The following is a 15250-nucleotide window of genomic DNA, read 5'->3' as shown; positions in this document are numbered from 1 at the left end:
TACTTTTTGGGGAGCATATCACTCTCGTCAGACAAGGCAGTATTTTTTTCATTACCGAACAGTTGTCGTGTTTTTAAAGTAATGAACAGGGAATCCCTTAAATATACCTATCGTATACATTATTAAGGGGGAATCTTTCATGGACCGTCAAGCCGAAAAACGAAAAAGTAAGATGCCGTTCTTCATCATTCTTGTCATTGCCATCTTTGTCATCGTTGCTGCTGCGTTGATCATTTACGTCACATCTGAACCAAAAGAAGAGACACAAGCACTTATGACCCATCTTGCGACTGTCCTACCAATTTTCGTGAATTAGATTCACAAGACCTTTACACAAGCCGTACAACACCTTCATACATGTTGTTTCTTCTCCTTCCGATAGGTACACGGGAGGAGATGTTTTTTATGCTTACGAAAAAACGATTATTAGCACAGCAACTAAATGGATGGTTGATTCCGATCGTCGCTATCGGATTGATCATGATCAGTGGTCTAAGCGTTTACGCCTCGTACCAACAATCCGTCACAGCAACTGAGGAACGGCTGATGCGTGAGTTAACGATGTTCGACGCGAACGTCCGGGCAACGTTTCTAGCGTATCCGGAGGACACGAAAGACCGCTCACGTGCCATTAAACGATTGCAACAGCAACAGCGAACCGACTTATCACGTGACGACTACACGGTTCGCTTTCAAAGTTTGAACACGAGTGAGGCGTTCCGACCGTTGACACTCGAACCAGCAAAACGAAAACAACTACTGCAGCACTTAAAAAATGCGCGTACATATGCCTTTTCGCATCAAGATCAGTTTCTAGTCGCAATGACGATTCCAGAACTCGATGACGTCATCTTGCTGACAACCGATCGTGATAAATTAATCGCCCCTGCTCGAGATTTAGCTTGGACACTCGTCTGGGTGAGCGTAGTCACACTTGTCAGCATCAGCCTGTTGATTCGCTGGCGGATTCAACGCCAACTGGCACCGTTATCGAAACTCGCCTTACAGATTGAAGAAGCGCATGCGAAGCGATCGTATCGTCCATTAACGCTCAAGACGACGACCTTTGAGTTACAACAGCTGACGTTTCAATACAATCAGTTGATGCAACAAATTAATGACTTAACGACGGAGATGCAACAAGCCAGTCAGGAACTTGAATCCGTCCAGCCCCACTTCTCTTCGCGCTTATCCGCAATGGATCAATCAGTCCAAGCCGTCGATGAAGTCGCCGGTTCCTTACTTGCGCAATCGACACAGATGGATCAGACGATTGTCGCTTCGACACGTTTGACTGTCCAAGGACACGATGCGTTAAGCGAGATGCAAACGACACTTCTGAACAGTCAACATGCCGTAACCCGTTTTCAACAGACTGTTCAGACGAATCACACGACACTTGGGACATTACAACAAGAAAGCCACTTACTGAAAGAACAATCCGCGACGACAGAGCAAATCTTGCAACAGACCTCACATCTACAGCAGCAGATGGAGACCTCGATTTCCCACATCCAGCGTGTCGCTGAAGAGACGCGCCGCTTGTCGCTGAACGCGCTGATTGAGGCAACCCGTGCCGGAGAAGCTGGTCGCGGCTTCACGGTCGTCGCTAAGGAGGTCGAAAAACTAGCGATCGATATTAGGACGAGTACGGACCATATTCGGCAGGTCAATCAGATGTGGACGGCGGGGCTCGATCAAGTCGAACAAGCACTCTCGCAAATGACGGAACGTTTTCTTTCGACGTCGCAACAGCTCGAGACGGCAACGGAGCATTTAAAACAGATGCTGACCGAAGCGACGACGATTGAGACGACACTGGGTACCGTGGAACACCAACGCCAGATCGTCGCAGATGTTCAGTCGAACATGCAGGAACATCTACAGTCGGTTCAGCAGTTGATGTCAGAACTCTCGTCTTACAGCCAGGTGCTCGGGGAACAGATGCAACACCACGTCACCCAGCAGACGGAACTGAAGACACATAGTGCGGTACTCGAGTCGCGGATCAGTTCATTACAACAGACCGTTCGTGCCGGCGAACAATCGTCTTAAATCAAAGGAGCGTCTACCATCTCTGGTAAACGCTCCTTTATTCTGGTCTCAGCCGATATAACGTGCTTCCTTTTTATCGATGATGTTGCGGATTCGGTTTTCCGTCACCTGATACTGCTCTGCCAATTGACGAATCGTTTTCCCTTTTTCGTACTGCGCGCGAATCGTTCGAATCTGAAATGGCGACAGCGTCACATGTTGACCTAACAAGAGATCGAACTCACCAAGCAGTTCGTTATACTGCTGATCGATTGAAGGCAGAACCTCTAAGTTCGACAACTGATCGTCAGCCCGTTTGCCGTTGCGCCGGACGAGTTGTGCTTCCGTGACGTCTGTCGTCAGAAAGGCTTTTGCGACAAGCAATCCGACTTGCATCCGCTCTCCTCGACCACTTTGATAGAGCGTGACTTTCCGGTACCCTTCCCGATTGAGCCGTGGACGGAGCAAGACACCTTTTCGGCGTTGTCGGACACCGCGACACGTCACGATCGTCCGGTCGAGCGACCTTACGCGACCAAGTGATGAGACTTCATATATACCTACATAGCCGATGACAGCTTTCCATTGTTCTTGCATGGTTGTCCTCCTTCAGACAAGGACACGACGGGACTTCATACTTGAATTATATCAAATTACGAACAAACGTTCTAGCGATGTCACTCGTCGGAATGTGCTATTCTTAGCAGAAAAAGGAAATGAGGTTCGTCCATGAAATTTGTCTTGTTACTTGGTCCGCAAGCGGTCGGAAAGATGACGATTGGTCAGGAAATCGAACGGTTGACGGAGATGAAAGTCTTCCATAACCACCAGACGATCGACCTGTTATTGCCTTATTTTGATTTCTCAGAACCCGCACACCATCGCTTAAAGGATACGATCCGCCGCGAAATGTTCAAGGAAATGGCGAACAGTTCGCTTGAAGGTGTCCTGTTTACATTCCTCTGTCTATTCGGCGTCGAAGGTGGTGGTCTCGAGTTCATCGAAGAAACGGTTGAGTTGTTCGAACAAGCAGGTGCTGACGTCTATATCGTTGAACTGGATGCGCCGGTCGCGACCCGTCTGCACCGGAACACGACCGAAAACCGATTGACGCACAAAGTGACGAAGCGCGACCTCGCTGCTTCTGAACAAGACTTACGCGAGACGGCGGACGGATACCGGACACGCTCGCTACCAGGCGAATTGCCGGACGTCAATTACCTCTTTCTTGATACGGAACAGTTAAGTGCGCGTGAAAGCGCTGAAGCGATTTGCGAACATTTCAACTGGTCGAAAACAACGGTCTAATCACAAATAAGCCCCGTTCTGCTCAGCAGACGGGGCTTTAATGATGAAGTTCGCGTGCATATCGATTCGCCTGCAACTGAAATCCGTTCCGACGCCAGACCGTGTCACTGCCCGCTTCACTATAGACACGCGTCAATAATAACGTCCGTGCGAGATAAGACAAAATCGACGTCAAAGCTTCTGTGATGTACCCGTGCCGATCGTCCTCATTAGTCGTCGTGTAACGTAAGGTTCCGGTGGATGCATTCCAAGTGAAGATAATCGTTCCGACGATCGTTTTCTCACGTATCGCATGCAGCGTCCACTTACAACCCGATTCTTCATCCGTTGCTTCGACAAATAATCGTGACGTTTTAAAATCCGGATGCCGTCCTTGCATTCAGCTCTCCTCCTCGACCTCAAACGTTGCTGTCGCGTAAGCCTCTCCATTAATCAAAATCGTCAATGTGTGTGTACCAGGATAATGGACACGCGTCGTCATGTTCCGAAACGATTGGCGTCTTTCGACTTGTAAGACACCTTTAACTTCCCGCTCCCGCAGTTGAAACACCTTCCGACTCGTTCTGCGTTGTTTGACGTAATCGATCGCGTACTCCAAGCGCAAACGTTGTGGAACAGAACTCGTCACGGTGAACGAAAAGTCGAGCTCTTTGCCAATCGTAACCGGCGAGACGACTAAATTTGTAATCTCGACCTCACCTTGCGTAACGTGACCGAACAATTGTAAGACTTCTGGATTTCCGCGTTTGAGTAACGTCCGGGAGGCGTGGCGCAAAATCCAGTCCGTGTTCGGATCTGTTCCTAAGTGACGTTCGATTCGCTCAATCAGATATTCCGGATGTGTCTTTGAAATATCGTTCAAGTGATTGGCGACACTTTTTCGGACGTAGAGTGACGGATCCTGTAGTAAGGCGTCAAGAATTGGTAATGCCGGTCGCGGATCAGCAATCAGACTCGGAATCGCTTGTCCCCATGGCAGACGCGGTCGTGTCCCTTCCGACGCTAAGCGCCGAACATGTTCATCGTCTGATGTTGCCCACATGAGTGCTTGCTCGAGATAACGCTCTTGATCAGCGAGTAGAAAACGCCGGACAGCGAACTCAGACGTCGAATACGGCGTCAATTTAGCGAGTGTCTTTAACGCAAGCTTCCAGTCAAAGAGTGTTGCTGTCCGCTCGACATACTCAGGAAAAACAATTCCCGGTAGTCCGGTAAACTGCGGTGCGAGTCGCTCTAGCTCCGGCACCGAGTCCGGAAACGGTGGCAGGACGGATTCTAGCGTCTCCGCAACACGATGGACGCGTTGTTTAAACGCAAGCTCGTCCCAGTCCTTGCGTTCGACTCGTCTGCGAAAGTCTGGTACATCGACCGCTTCTTCTAATTCATCGAGCCAACTCGGTGAAAACACATCTTTAATCAAACTCATCCTATATCTAGTCCCTTCCGTGTACGCTCCAGTTTGAGCAATGTTTCCTTGCGTGCAAGTCCCCCGGCGTATCCACCTAAATCTCCATTCGTTCGAATGACCCGATGACATGGAATGATGATTGCCAGTTGATTTGCTCCGTTTGCTCGTGCGACAGCGCGGACGGCGGTTGGTTGACCAATTCGGATTGCCAGTTCTTGATACGAGATCGTCTCGCCACTCGGAATCCGTTCAAGTTCTTCCCAGACGCGGCGTTGAAAGGGCGTTCCGTACCGCATCAGTGGCGTCTTAAACAAGACCGGTTCTCCTTTGAAGTAACGACGGAGCTCCCCTTCAATCTGTTTAAAGACGAGTGACTCACCGGGAACGATGACAGCATGCGCTTTTCGACGCAATTGTTCGATTTCTCGTTCAAGTCCCCGTCGATCGACGAACTCAAGAAGATGTAAGTGTTGTTCATCAGCAATCGCAAGCATCGAACCGAGTGGTGTATCGAGCCATTTCGCGCGCAAGACCTGTCCGTCAAAACGTGACGGTGCTTCCCCGAGCATCCGTGCTGACGCTTCACGAAAACCACTGCTTGATTCATAGCCTCCTGCTAACTGCCCTTCGATGACCGGCTTCCCAGTCCGAATCTCTTTCATCGCTAACCCCATCCGCCGTGCCCGAGCATAGGCAACGAACGTCATTCCGAAGCGTTTCTTGAACTGGCGCCGTGCTGTTGATTCGTCCAAACCAAGTGCTCGGAAATCAGCTTCTTTGAACCGTTTATCTGGTTCTGCCTCGACTGCTTCGATCAAACGTTGAACCGTACCGTGATCGCCTGGATAAGCGAGCGGATGACACCGCCGACACGGTCGATAGGAAGCGAGCAATGCCTCTTGCGCCGTCTCGAAAAACTCGCAGTTCTCCGCCTTCGGTTTTCGTGCCGGACATGTCGGACGGCAAAAAATACCGGTCGTCTTGACCCCGACGAAAAACGTTCCTTCGTACGTCACGTCTCGTCGAACGAGTGCTTCGTAATACGTGTGATGTTCCATCGCTTTCTCCTCCTTTGCCTTTAGTATAACGGCTTGTCCGGTTACGATGTCGCCGAAAATCAGGCATTGATCTGTTTAAGATTCACTTAAGAATTCTCCTCCTGTTTTCGAAAGGGACGACGTGCATACTACATGCTATACTCAACGGAAAGTAGGGTTTTCATGTTAGATTTCTTAAAAGAAGCACTTCACGGAATCAGTGATCTTCGGATTTCAATCAAAGAAGGAGTACAAGGCATCCAATTGATTTGCTCGAATGCGATTGAAACGATCTATACGCTAGAGGAACTAAACGCGTGACTGACGCCGTTCGGAACGTCTGACGCATCGCGTTCTTCCGGCGGTTCCGGTATCGGTCTGTCGATCGTTCAACAAATCATGGCGCGCCATCAAGGAAGTGTCCAGCTCACTTCAGCAGATAACCGCTTTTCCGTCACGTGTCGTTTTCCGCGTCATTCGTAAGTCAGCATCCGATGCTCTCGTCGGGTGCTTTTTTGGGCTATGTTGTTACTTCTTAGACACTTCTTTGAAATTGGAATTCGATACACTAAAGACTGTTAGAAATTAGTTGTCGTTTTAAAGGAGTTGTTCGTGTCTTATGAAATCTTCGTCTCGTTCGATTACATATATGCCAGGGCTTGACGGCTTACGTGCTTTCGCTGTCCTGTCTGTCATTCTCTACCACTTATCTGTTTCATTCTTCTCTGGTGGTTTCCTCGGTGTTGATCTCTTTTTCGTCCTATCCGGTTACCTGATTACTGGTCTTTTGTTACGCGAGTGGCAAACGACCGGGCGCCTCGATTTGAAACGGTTTTGGATTCATCGTTTCCGTCGTTTGTTCCCAGCTCTATTCGTCATGCTGTTACTCGTTCTCGGATATGTAACCGTCTTTGAACGCGAGCTATTGCATACAGTTCGTCAAGATAGTGCCTTTGCGCTTATTTACGGGACGAACTGGTGGTATATCTTCCATGACGTCTCGTATTTCGAGTCGTTCGGGAAACCGTCACCGATCCAAAACCTTTGGTCGCTCGCGATCGAAGAACAGTTCTACCTGCTATTCCCGATCCTACTTTGGTTCGGCATGAAAAATCGTCGCCTGTTCCTTCAATTGATTGGTGTCGCGATCGGCGCATCCGTTCTCGCGATGGCGATTCAATTCACACCGGGTGAGGATCCAAGTCGCGTCTACTATGGCACGGATACTCGCTTATTCGCCTTATTGATCGGGAGCTTGCTCGCGTTCGCGTGGCAACCGACCCGCTTTAAGATTGATATCCCAAAACGTGGTGTTCGATTGTTGAATCAAACAGGTGTTGTCACGTTGCCACTCTTACTTTTACTGATGGTTGTCACGAGTGAGTTCGGAAGCTTTTTATACCGCGGTGGCTTTTTCATCGTTTCGCTCCTTGCCGCCCTATTGATTGCTACGATCGCTCATCCGGCGTCGATCTGGAGTCGTTGGTTTGCGCATCCATCACTTATTGCGATCGGCAAACGATCATACGGTCTATATCTATGGCATTTTCCCGTCATCACGTTGCTGACACCGGTCGAGCAGATCGGCACGTTCTCGTTGCTTCGGACCGTGCTGATCGTCGCTGTGCTTGTCGCCTTAACCGAAGCATCGTATCGCTTCATCGAGCGTCCGATTCGTCAACACGGACTGTCTGGTTACTTGAAGCGTTTATCGCTACATCCGCAACAGTTAAGTCAGTTCTCAACGGTACAGTGGGCAAGTGTTGCCGTGTTGACGATCCTTATCGCCAGCTTCATTGGTAACTTATCGATTCTTGCTGTTTCCGATACACCGAAGCCAGAACCCGCCTTTCATAAGATAGCGGCGCCAAAAGAAAAACCGAAACCGGTCCTCAAACCGACGACACCAAAAGCAACATCCGATCAGCGAAAAATCTGTCGCCCGACGCTTGCGATCGGTGACTCCGTCCTGCTCGGTGTCGAAGATTATCTCGGCAGTACACTCAAACAACTGACGATCGATGCGAAACTCGGTCGACAGCTACGAGAAGCGATTCCGCTAAGTGAGCAGTATGCGTCGTACAATCAACATGGACGGCAAGTCATTCTCCACCTCGGAACGAACGGTAGCTTCCGAAAGGATCAGTTGAACAGTTTGCTCGATCAATTCGCAAATGCCGATCACGTCTATCTGGTCACTGCACGCGTCCCGCGTCCGTGGGAAGCGGAAGTCAATCAGATGTTACGCGAGGCATCGAAACGGAAGAGAGTCGAACTGATCGACTGGCATGCTGTTGCCGTCAAACATCCATCTTACTTCGAAGCAGATGGTGTCCATTTGAATATCAAGGGCGCCCGGGCCTATTCGAAGATTCTTGCGAAAGCAACGAATTGCGCCGTTTCGACAAAATAAAACCACGACAAACAAGGTAGCGGAACGATCCGCTACCTTGTTTTTTCGTGTTCACCCTGTCGCAAGTAGTCCAAGGTAGATCAGACTGACACTAAGAAGGCTCAGCAAGATACCCACTGCATGTCGTCTGAATCCGAGTAAGAGCAGTGGTAAGGTGGCGATCCCAATCATCAAGACCCACCCGTCCCCTGCTGGACGACCGGTAGTTGACCTAACGTCGGTTGTTCCAAACGACTGAGTGATGCACTTGCCATGAACAGAAGTATTAAAATAATACTCTCCATCCGGAGTAACGGACGCGGATCGTATGTCGAGTCGAAACGTAACCGACGCCGGACAAGTGTGCCATTACAAAAGGCGTAGAACAAAAGCGGCAACAACAAAAGATGCTTCAGCAACATGGCTTGACCGTATGGCACGCCCCATAGATTCGGATACCGTTCAAGTGGAATCGCCAGTTGCATCAGCAACAGACCTGACAGGATGACACCGGTAAAAGCAATCCGGGCAAACGGACTGAACCAGTTTAAAAAGGCGGACCAATGCTCGGTCGAACGGGCACCAACAGCTACCCAAAACACAACACCGATCCAAGCCGTCACACATAAGAAGTGACTGAACTGAAGCGTCCACCCAAGCGCCCCGTATTTCGTTGCGGCATGGCTCGTTCCTGCAATGCCAATCCATATCGGGATCGTCAAGAGTGCGAGTAGGACGGACCGATGTTTTCGCCAGGCAAGTACGATCAATAGGAGTAAGACAGCGAAGTAAACGACAAGAAACATTTGACCGATATGCAAAAGTAAGCCCGTTCATAGAGCCCCCGTCATCGTTTGCGGTTGATTCATGACATTACCTCGGTTCTCTAAAATATTCATATGACATCATGAAGGTGAGATCGCTCATCGCTCGCTCACCTTTACATGATTAATGATGATGTCCGTGTCCACCACTTGTCGACACGTTCGACTGAAAACTTGCTTGTGCGTCTTTGAAATCCGCGTCAGATACCTTGCCGACGCGAACGAGCGTTTTTGGCGTATAAACGGCTTGACCTGAGTGCACCATGCCGTTGACGACATAGATCCCCGCCTGCTTGAACGGGATACTACTGACATAGTGCCCTTTCCGATGTGTCGTCTCGAATGTTTCCGTTTCCTCACTGCCGTATGGTGTCACCTGAACATGAACTTCATCGACATTATCAGGATGTTCGATCTCGACAGACACCGTCGTATTAGCAGGTTCCTCCATTTTTTCCGGCGCATACAATCCGACTTTCATCGCGACCGGAGCCGCTTTCGTCTCGAACTGACAGCCCGCTAATAACACGGCACTCCCGATTATGACCGTCGTAACGATTCGTCTCATGCCGCCACCTCCTCTTCCCCTGTCCGGCGACGGAACAGAATGAAATCAAGAATCAAGATCGCAAAGACGGAAAGCGCTGCGAGTGGCATCGTCAGACTGATCAGGACGATAAGCAGTGCGACGATTCGTTTGACACGCTGGTCGACGGCACGTTTTGGTGCCGATAATTGACCCGCACCATTCCGGCGTTTCCACCATAAAACGAACGAACTAACAACGATGAAGATCAAACCGAGACATAGTGCGAGTCCAACGAGTTGATTCAATAGACCGAAAAGACGTCCTTCGTGGAACCCGATTCCCATCGAGATGGCTTTTGCCATGAAGCCATAATCGACAAACGTGACGTTCGACAAGACATTGCCTGAGTACTGATCGACGTTCATCGTTTTTTCCTTCAGCGGCTCACTATGTAAGGAAGAGAGTGTGTAAACCCCTTGTTCTCCTTGTGGCAAGCTGATTTGGTAAGGACGCTCCATACCAAGTTGTTTTGCTTGTGTTGCGATGTCCGTCACTGACAACGAGATCGGTTTTGCCGGTCCAGAAGTCGGGACGACATCGTTTTGTGTTGCCCATGGAATATCTTGTGCGATATCCTTCGTGACGATTTGCGATTGCATCGTCTCATCTGGACCAAATGCATACTGCGGGAAGTTCGAGTTCGTTTTCGTCGCAGCCGTGTTGATCCATTCACCTGCTACACCAGACCAAGCTAGTCCAGAACCGATGATGATCAGAAGACCAATCGTTGACCAGACAGCAACTGATCCATGCAGTCCCTTCCAGAAGTTACGTGATCCTTTCGACTTCTTGAATGAAGGGAGAAACACGCGTTTAAAGCTCCCTTGTTCCCCACGCGGCCAAAATAGATATGTACCTGTGATCAATAAGATGATCGCCCAGCTAGCTGCCAGTTCAACAAGCAGGTTCCCGACTTTCCCCACGAACAGTTCTCCGTGAATCGTCTTGATGAAGCCAAGAGGTCCATCTCCCATCCGTTGTCCCGTCACTTCTGCTGTGTACGGATCAACATAGGCGTATCCAGCTTTTTCCCCAACTTGAATTCCCATCCGTGTCGTCCGGTCCGCGTCTTCGAATTGACCGATCGACGTGATCGTCGCTTTCGGATACGCATCCTTGACCGCATCCATCTGTTTCTCAAGCGTGACGGGTTTACCTGTTTCTTGTGTGAAAATCATATCACCATATAAGGCATCTTCAATTTGCGGTTTAAAGAGATAAATCGATCCTGTGACAGCTAAAATAATAAAGATGGGTGCAAAAATAATTCCTGCATAAAAATGCCACCGCCACATCGATTGATACCAGCTCTGCCGCTTTCTTTTGGCTTGTTGTTCTTCTTTCATCGTGATCCCCCTTGACCCCAGTTAAATATGTCCACTCTGTGAACACCTCTTAGTATAAGAGTTTACAATCCAGTTTCAGATAACTACCTGTGACGATAAATTGCCAATCCGGTGTGTAAATCAGGTGTCTTTTAAGAAGTGTTTATCGTCATTTTTTGACAATGATTTCACTTATTTTGCAGGTTACTTCTTATTTCAAAAAACTATCTATATTCATAAAATCAAACTTCATCAAAAAAGCGAATCCAGCAATGGATTCGCTCACGTAGTACCTATCGTTTAAATCGAAGAACTCTCTTCTACCGCATCCTTTTGACGGCGATGATGCACGATACCGATGACGGCAATACCGATCACAATGATCACGACAGAGCCGACGATCCCTGGATTCACCTGGAGCCAGTTCCATAGCTCCGACCACGTCACGGCTTCTCCGATCCGGACGATCAAAAAAGTCCAGAGTCCTGTATACACGCCTGCTGCTAAGAATGTCATTACTAAATAGCGCGGTAACGGATAACCGAGGAGTCCGGCGACATAATGAATCAGGTGTCTGACGCCGGGTAAGAAGAACGATAGTCCAATCGCCCATAATCCGCGTCGTTCGATGATCGTTTCTGCTCGTTCCAAGAAACGTGACTTCATCCACCGTTTGACGAGCGGAATCTCACGGAAGAACCGAGCAAGTAGATAAAACCACGTAAAGGCGATGAAGAAGATCGGCCAAGCGGTCAGCCAGATGACGACCGGGTACATCCCCTCTCGTAATCGAAGTGCTGCAAAACTCATCATCAAGACATCGTCCGACAATGGGGTGAACATGATTCCGCCAGCCAGGCGGACGAGTGCCATGATATCCATCACTTATCCCTACTTTCTATTTCTCTCTATATTCAGTATCCCCGATTTTTCTAAAGTTGAGCCCCGTCCGTTTCTTAAGTTCTTCTTTAGCTGTACTTTTTCGAGCAAAATAAATCGTCATCGATTTCGGAAAGCCTGTTACATCATATGAATGGATTCAGCCCCTTTTCATAAAAAATCCTTTTCCCACATCGAGAAAAAAGGGTTTCCTCCATCCGTTCGAGAAGGGGTGTAGCGTACATCTGAACGCTCATCTGATAGGAGGAATTTCCATGTTACATCGCCGGAAGACCTATACGATTCGTCCCGAACGCCTAGAAGAATTCACTGAGTTTTTCCATACCTATTTGTACCCGCTTCAAGTCAGCCATGGTGCCCGTCTTGTTGGGCGCTGGGTGACGGAAGCAGAAGATGAAGTCATCGCCATCTGGGAATACCGTGACCGCGTACACTTCGAACAAGTCGATCGTGATGTCCGCAACAGTGCCTTACGTCGTGAAGCGATGAAGAAGCGCGCACGCCTCGGCAAAAACCTTTATATCAAATCGTATGAAGATTTTATGACAGCGACCGGTACGTATGCTGCCCCTCGCGCGATCGTCAGCGTGACCGCGTATATCACGAACGATGCCGGTGAAGTTCTCCTCGTCCGTAACCTGCATCGTGGTGATACGTACGAGATGCCGGGTGGACAAGTCGAGAATCATGAGTCGATTCTTGACGCGATCAAACGAGAAGTCAAAGAAGAAACCGGGATTGATGTCTCAATCGATGGAATTACCGGTATCTATCAAAACGTCTCGAGTCACGTCCTTTGTGTCTGCTTCCGCGGGAAAGCGGTCGGTGGTGAACTTACGACACAAGAAGGCGAAACGACGGATGTCGGCTTCTTCCCACTGACACGTGACTCGCTGAGTGAATACATCAAACGGGAGCATTTCCAGTTGCGGACGCTCGATGCAATGGATCCGCACTACTTCCCGCATGCCTTATATAAAGTCAGACCGTATGAGTTGATCAGCCGGTATGACGGCAATGCAACGTCATCTTCACGATAAAACAAAAAATCCCCTTGCAGATTTTTCTCTGCAAAGGGATTATTTCAGTTATGTTGTCAATCGAGCAGTGATTCCAGCATCATCGGTGACATAGACAGCATCTGCTTGATCCGTAACAGTATAAGCAGAAGACTTCAACGTCTCGATCGCTGCTCGGAGCGTCGCTTGATCCGGATAACGCAGCGTCCAGTAGACAAGTCCGACCGCATCTTCCGGATTCGTCGGTGCGTCAACTCCCGACCAGACGTTCAGACCGATATGATGATGGTAACCGCCAGCAGCGACGAACAACGCACGCATCCGCGAAGCGTCAGCCGCAACCTCAAAGCCGAGCGTGTCGACATAAAAGGCCCGCGCTGCTTCGAGTGTCTTGACGTGGAAATGGACATGTCCCATGACCGTCTCGGCCGGCATACCATACCAGTCTTCTTCTCCAGCTTCGACGAGCATACTTTGCCAATCGACAGGATCGGTCGTCATCTTAACATCTCCATTTGCTTCGTACGTCCAGGTCTCACGTGGACGATCGGCATAAATTTCGATCCCGTTCCCGTCTGGATCCGACAGATAAAACGCTTCACTGACGAGATGGTCACCTTGACCAATCTCGATCCCTTGTTCGATCAAATTCCGGATGACGAAACCGAGTTCTTTTCGGTTCGGTAGCAAAATCGCAAAATGGTATAACCCGGCAACCGAGTTCGGTGGGAAACGGCGGGCATTCGGATGAACTTCGAGCTCAACGAGTGGTGTACCTTGTGCGCCAAGAACCGTTAGCTGATCCGTTTGTGTCAGTATACGTAATCCGAGAGATGCTGTATAAAATGAAACGGAACGGTCAAGATCGGTCACGCGTAAACGAACGGGACCGAGTGTAATCTGTGGGTGAATCGACATGTTGTTTCCTCCTTCAATGAAATAGCTTGTACCTCTATTATTACGCGGAAGTGATGGAAGCGGAAGTAGGCACGAATAAGTGGTATAGTATCCTAAACGATACCATGAAGGAGGAAGACCGATGGAAGAGACACCAAGCTGTCGAGTCGAGACCGCACTCGAAATCTTGACCGGAAAATGGAAACCGTCGATTTTACTCGTCTTGATCACACACGGAACGCTCCGCTTCAGTGAATTGAAACGACAATTGCCGAACATTACGCAAAAGATGCTGACGGCTCAACTGCGTGAACTTGAACTGAACGATATCGTGCATCGCGAGATTTATCAGGAAGTTCCACCCCGCGTCGAGTACTCGCTGACGGATTATGGTCGGACACTGATTCCGGTTCTTGACGCCATCAATGCATGGGGCGAACAACACGTCATCCATCTCGAAAATAAAGACAAACTTACGTCTGCTTCACAATGAGAAGTCCATTCCGATGCGATTTCTCATTTTTTATGGAATAAACTGTCTATTATCACGTATACTGACGTAATAGACTTCTGTTTTTGGAAAGGAATGAGTTCCTATGCATCAACTTCATGCGATCGAGCAATTGGTTGCTCGACTCAAACAAGATCCTGCAGTCGAAGCCATCTTCTTGAAAGGATCCTTCGGGCGGGGAGAAGAAGATGTTCATTCAGACATCGATTTGTACTGTCTCGTCTCAGAAGAACGTCAAACAAAATTCTTATCGCGTCGTTTGTCCCATCTTTCTACTTATCGTTCAATCATCTGGAAAGATGAGATCGACATCATCGCACCACAAATGATCGTCGTCTATGATGATCTCCTACATATCGATTTATTCACGGTGACACTTGATTCGCTAAACCATAAGGATCAATTACGTGTCCTGTACGATCCAAAACAGCAATTGACGGACTTTACGGATACTTGCGACTTGACGCTTTCCGCACAAGAAGCGACCGATGAAGCAATCGATGCTGTCTGGTTCTTGTTCCAATACAAAAAGGCAGCAGCACGGGGAAATGACTTATGGGCAGTCGAGATGCTCCGAAGCGCCTTGATCAAGTTCGCGAAAGTCTTGCTCCATCATCATGCTCCTGAACGAGCGCAACTCGGATTAAAGACGATTCCGACGACATTACCAGACCATCCACGCCTTGCTCTTGAAGCAATCTACGACGTCCTGACACCCGCAACGCACGCTGAAGCGGCTCAACGTTATTTGGCTTGTTTAGAAACTGAACGAAACGCGCTCGACCAGACGCTTGCCTCTCATCCAGAGACGCTCGCTTTACTCGATCGATTAACGCCTGAACTCTCGATCCAACAATCAGGACGGTAACAAGAAGGGGCTGACTCAAAAATCAGTTTCCACAAAGATAAGGGTGGCAGAATGATGATCTGCCACCCTTATCTCGTAACAAAAAGAATGACGCGTTTCACGCCACTCCTACAGGAAAAGCGCATTTATGCGCTGTCA

At 49.0% G+C, this 15250-nt stretch carries 19 protein-coding genes; 9 read left to right on the top strand and 10 right to left on the bottom strand.

Going from position 1 to position 15250, the window contains the following annotated elements:
• Window positions 1–139 precede the first annotated feature (139 nt).
• Window positions 140–316 (top strand): hypothetical protein, encoded by a 177-nt coding sequence (locus B4C70_RS13120; protein ID WP_290780145.1) that lies wholly within the window; start codon window positions 140–142, stop codon window positions 314–316.
• Between the two features lie 89 nt (window positions 317–405).
• A complete protein-coding gene (locus B4C70_RS13115) occupies window positions 406–2055 on the top strand; it encodes a methyl-accepting chemotaxis protein (protein ID WP_290780143.1) in 1650 nt (549 codons plus the stop codon).
• Window positions 2056–2103: 48 nt separating this feature from the next.
• On the opposite strand, the gene B4C70_RS13110 is transcribed toward B4C70_RS13115, so the two are convergent.
• A complete protein-coding gene (locus tag B4C70_RS13110; RefSeq protein ID WP_290780140.1) occupies window positions 2104–2631 on the bottom strand; it encodes an NUMOD4 domain-containing protein in 528 nt (175 codons plus the stop codon).
• Between the two features lie 132 nt (window positions 2632–2763).
• Here B4C70_RS13110 and B4C70_RS13105 point away from each other — a divergent pair, with 132 nt between their 5' ends.
• Window positions 2764–3342: an AAA family ATPase gene (locus B4C70_RS13105; protein WP_290748180.1), complete on the top strand. Its 579-nt coding sequence runs from the start codon at window positions 2764–2766 to the stop codon at window positions 3340–3342.
• 37 nt (window positions 3343–3379) lie between these two features.
• Here the strand turns inward: B4C70_RS13105 and B4C70_RS13100 are convergent, their stop codons facing one another.
• From B4C70_RS13100 to B4C70_RS13090, 3 genes are read right to left on the bottom strand one after another with little or no spacing between them, the layout of a single operon-like run.
• On the bottom strand, window positions 3380–3721 hold the full coding sequence (locus tag B4C70_RS13100; RefSeq protein ID WP_290780138.1) for a GNAT family N-acetyltransferase: 342 nt from the start codon (window positions 3719–3721) through the stop codon (window positions 3380–3382).
• A complete protein-coding gene (locus B4C70_RS13095) occupies window positions 3722–4768 on the bottom strand; it encodes a DNA alkylation repair protein (RefSeq protein ID WP_290780135.1) in 1047 nt (348 codons plus the stop codon).
• Window positions 4765–5808, bottom strand: coding sequence for a bifunctional transcriptional activator/DNA repair enzyme AdaA (locus tag B4C70_RS13090; protein ID WP_290780132.1), 1044 nt, complete (start codon window positions 5806–5808; stop codon window positions 4765–4767). The genes B4C70_RS13095 and B4C70_RS13090 overlap by 4 nt, the downstream gene beginning before the upstream one ends.
• Before the next feature lie 162 nt (window positions 5809–5970).
• Between B4C70_RS13090 and B4C70_RS13085 the strand changes: the two genes are divergently transcribed.
• The 3 genes from B4C70_RS13085 (at window position 5971) to B4C70_RS13080 (ending at window position 8200) form a co-directional block, all read left to right on the top strand.
• Window positions 5971–6108, top strand: a complete 138-nt coding sequence (locus B4C70_RS13085) for a hypothetical protein (RefSeq protein ID WP_290780129.1) — start codon at window positions 5971–5973, stop codon at window positions 6106–6108.
• The gene (locus tag B4C70_RS15175) at window positions 6109–6270 is read left to right on the top strand and encodes an ATP-binding protein (RefSeq protein WP_368915516.1); all 162 of its coding nucleotides are present in this window, start codon (window positions 6109–6111) and stop codon (window positions 6268–6270) included.
• A gap of 136 nt (window positions 6271–6406) precedes the next feature.
• Window positions 6407–8200: an acyltransferase family protein gene (locus B4C70_RS13080; RefSeq protein WP_290780126.1), complete on the top strand. Its 1794-nt coding sequence runs from the start codon at window positions 6407–6409 to the stop codon at window positions 8198–8200.
• 51 nt (window positions 8201–8251) lie between these two features.
• Here B4C70_RS13080 and B4C70_RS13075 read toward each other — a convergent pair whose 3' ends face one another.
• From B4C70_RS13075 to B4C70_RS13055, 5 genes are all read right to left on the bottom strand, one after another.
• The gene (locus B4C70_RS13075; protein WP_290780124.1) at window positions 8252–8374 is read right to left on the bottom strand and encodes a hypothetical protein; all 123 of its coding nucleotides are present in this window, start codon (window positions 8372–8374) and stop codon (window positions 8252–8254) included.
• On the bottom strand, window positions 8371–9000 hold the full coding sequence (locus tag B4C70_RS13070) for a copper resistance D family protein (protein WP_290780123.1): 630 nt from the start codon (window positions 8998–9000) through the stop codon (window positions 8371–8373). Before B4C70_RS13070 ends, B4C70_RS13075 begins: the two co-directional genes overlap by 4 nt.
• Window positions 9001–9127: 127 nt before the next feature.
• Window positions 9128–9571 carry a hypothetical protein gene (locus B4C70_RS13065; RefSeq protein ID WP_290757213.1) on the bottom strand — a complete coding sequence of 148 codons (444 nt, stop codon included), beginning with the start codon at window positions 9569–9571 and terminating at the stop codon, window positions 9128–9130.
• Window positions 9568–10938 (bottom strand): PepSY-associated TM helix domain-containing protein, encoded by a 1371-nt coding sequence (locus B4C70_RS13060; RefSeq protein ID WP_290780121.1) that lies wholly within the window; start codon window positions 10936–10938, stop codon window positions 9568–9570. Before B4C70_RS13060 ends, B4C70_RS13065 begins: the two co-directional genes overlap by 4 nt.
• Before the next feature lie 279 nt (window positions 10939–11217).
• Window positions 11218–11799, bottom strand: coding sequence for a DedA family protein (locus B4C70_RS13055; RefSeq protein ID WP_290780118.1), 582 nt, complete (start codon window positions 11797–11799; stop codon window positions 11218–11220).
• A gap of 272 nt (window positions 11800–12071) precedes the next feature.
• Here B4C70_RS13055 and B4C70_RS13050 point away from each other — a divergent pair, with 272 nt between their 5' ends.
• Window positions 12072–12857, top strand: coding sequence for an NUDIX domain-containing protein (locus B4C70_RS13050; RefSeq protein ID WP_290780115.1), 786 nt, complete (start codon window positions 12072–12074; stop codon window positions 12855–12857).
• Window positions 12858–12905: 48 nt separating this feature from the next.
• Here B4C70_RS13050 and B4C70_RS13045 read toward each other — a convergent pair whose 3' ends face one another.
• On the bottom strand, window positions 12906–13754 hold the full coding sequence (locus B4C70_RS13045) for a VOC family protein (protein ID WP_290780112.1): 849 nt from the start codon (window positions 13752–13754) through the stop codon (window positions 12906–12908).
• 121 nt (window positions 13755–13875) lie between these two features.
• Here B4C70_RS13045 and B4C70_RS13040 point away from each other — a divergent pair, with 121 nt between their 5' ends.
• On the top strand, window positions 13876–14226 hold the full coding sequence (locus B4C70_RS13040; RefSeq protein ID WP_290780109.1) for a winged helix-turn-helix transcriptional regulator: 351 nt from the start codon (window positions 13876–13878) through the stop codon (window positions 14224–14226).
• A gap of 103 nt (window positions 14227–14329) precedes the next feature.
• The gene (locus B4C70_RS13035; protein ID WP_290780106.1) at window positions 14330–15112 is read left to right on the top strand and encodes a nucleotidyltransferase domain-containing protein; all 783 of its coding nucleotides are present in this window, start codon (window positions 14330–14332) and stop codon (window positions 15110–15112) included.
• The last annotated feature ends 138 nt before the right edge of the window (window positions 15113–15250 follow it).

Origin of the sequence: Exiguobacterium sp. UBA5002 (genome assembly GCF_002396765.1) — a bacterium.
In the GTDB taxonomy this organism is placed as follows: Bacteria; Bacillota; Bacilli; order Exiguobacteriales; family Exiguobacteriaceae; genus Exiguobacterium_A.
This window is presented reverse-complemented; position numbering and strand designations above follow the sequence as displayed.

Bases quoted from the DNA above. Each gene is read 5' to 3' on its own strand.
- B4C70_RS13120 (WP_290780145.1), top strand. From the start codon at position 140: ATGGACCGTCAAGCCGAAAAACGAAAAAGTAAGATGCCGTTCTTCATC.
- B4C70_RS13115 (WP_290780143.1), top strand. From the start codon at position 406: ATGCTTACGAAAAAACGATTATTAGCACAGCAACTAAATGGATGGTTG.
- B4C70_RS13110 (WP_290780140.1), bottom strand. From the start codon at position 2,631: ATGCAAGAACAATGGAAAGCTGTCATCGGCTATGTAGGTATATATGAA.
- B4C70_RS13105 (WP_290748180.1), top strand. From the start codon at position 2,764: ATGAAATTTGTCTTGTTACTTGGTCCGCAAGCGGTCGGAAAGATGACG.
- B4C70_RS13100 (WP_290780138.1), bottom strand. From the start codon at position 3,721: ATGCAAGGACGGCATCCGGATTTTAAAACGTCACGATTATTTGTCGAA.
- B4C70_RS13095 (WP_290780135.1), bottom strand. From the start codon at position 4,768: ATGAGTTTGATTAAAGATGTGTTTTCACCGAGTTGGCTCGATGAATTA.
- B4C70_RS13090 (WP_290780132.1), bottom strand. From the start codon at position 5,808: ATGGAACATCACACGTATTACGAAGCACTCGTTCGACGAGACGTGACG.
- B4C70_RS13085 (WP_290780129.1), top strand. From the start codon at position 5,971: ATGTTAGATTTCTTAAAAGAAGCACTTCACGGAATCAGTGATCTTCGG.
- B4C70_RS13080 (WP_290780126.1), top strand. From the start codon at position 6,407: ATGAAATCTTCGTCTCGTTCGATTACATATATGCCAGGGCTTGACGGC.
- B4C70_RS13065 (WP_290757213.1), bottom strand. From the start codon at position 9,571: ATGAGACGAATCGTTACGACGGTCATAATCGGGAGTGCCGTGTTATTA.
- B4C70_RS13060 (WP_290780121.1), bottom strand. From the start codon at position 10,938: ATGAAAGAAGAACAACAAGCCAAAAGAAAGCGGCAGAGCTGGTATCAA.
- B4C70_RS13055 (WP_290780118.1), bottom strand. From the start codon at position 11,799: ATGGATATCATGGCACTCGTCCGCCTGGCTGGCGGAATCATGTTCACC.
- B4C70_RS13050 (WP_290780115.1), top strand. From the start codon at position 12,072: ATGTTACATCGCCGGAAGACCTATACGATTCGTCCCGAACGCCTAGAA.
- B4C70_RS13045 (WP_290780112.1), bottom strand. From the start codon at position 13,754: ATGTCGATTCACCCACAGATTACACTCGGTCCCGTTCGTTTACGCGTG.
- B4C70_RS13040 (WP_290780109.1), top strand. From the start codon at position 13,876: ATGGAAGAGACACCAAGCTGTCGAGTCGAGACCGCACTCGAAATCTTG.
- B4C70_RS13035 (WP_290780106.1), top strand. From the start codon at position 14,330: ATGCATCAACTTCATGCGATCGAGCAATTGGTTGCTCGACTCAAACAA.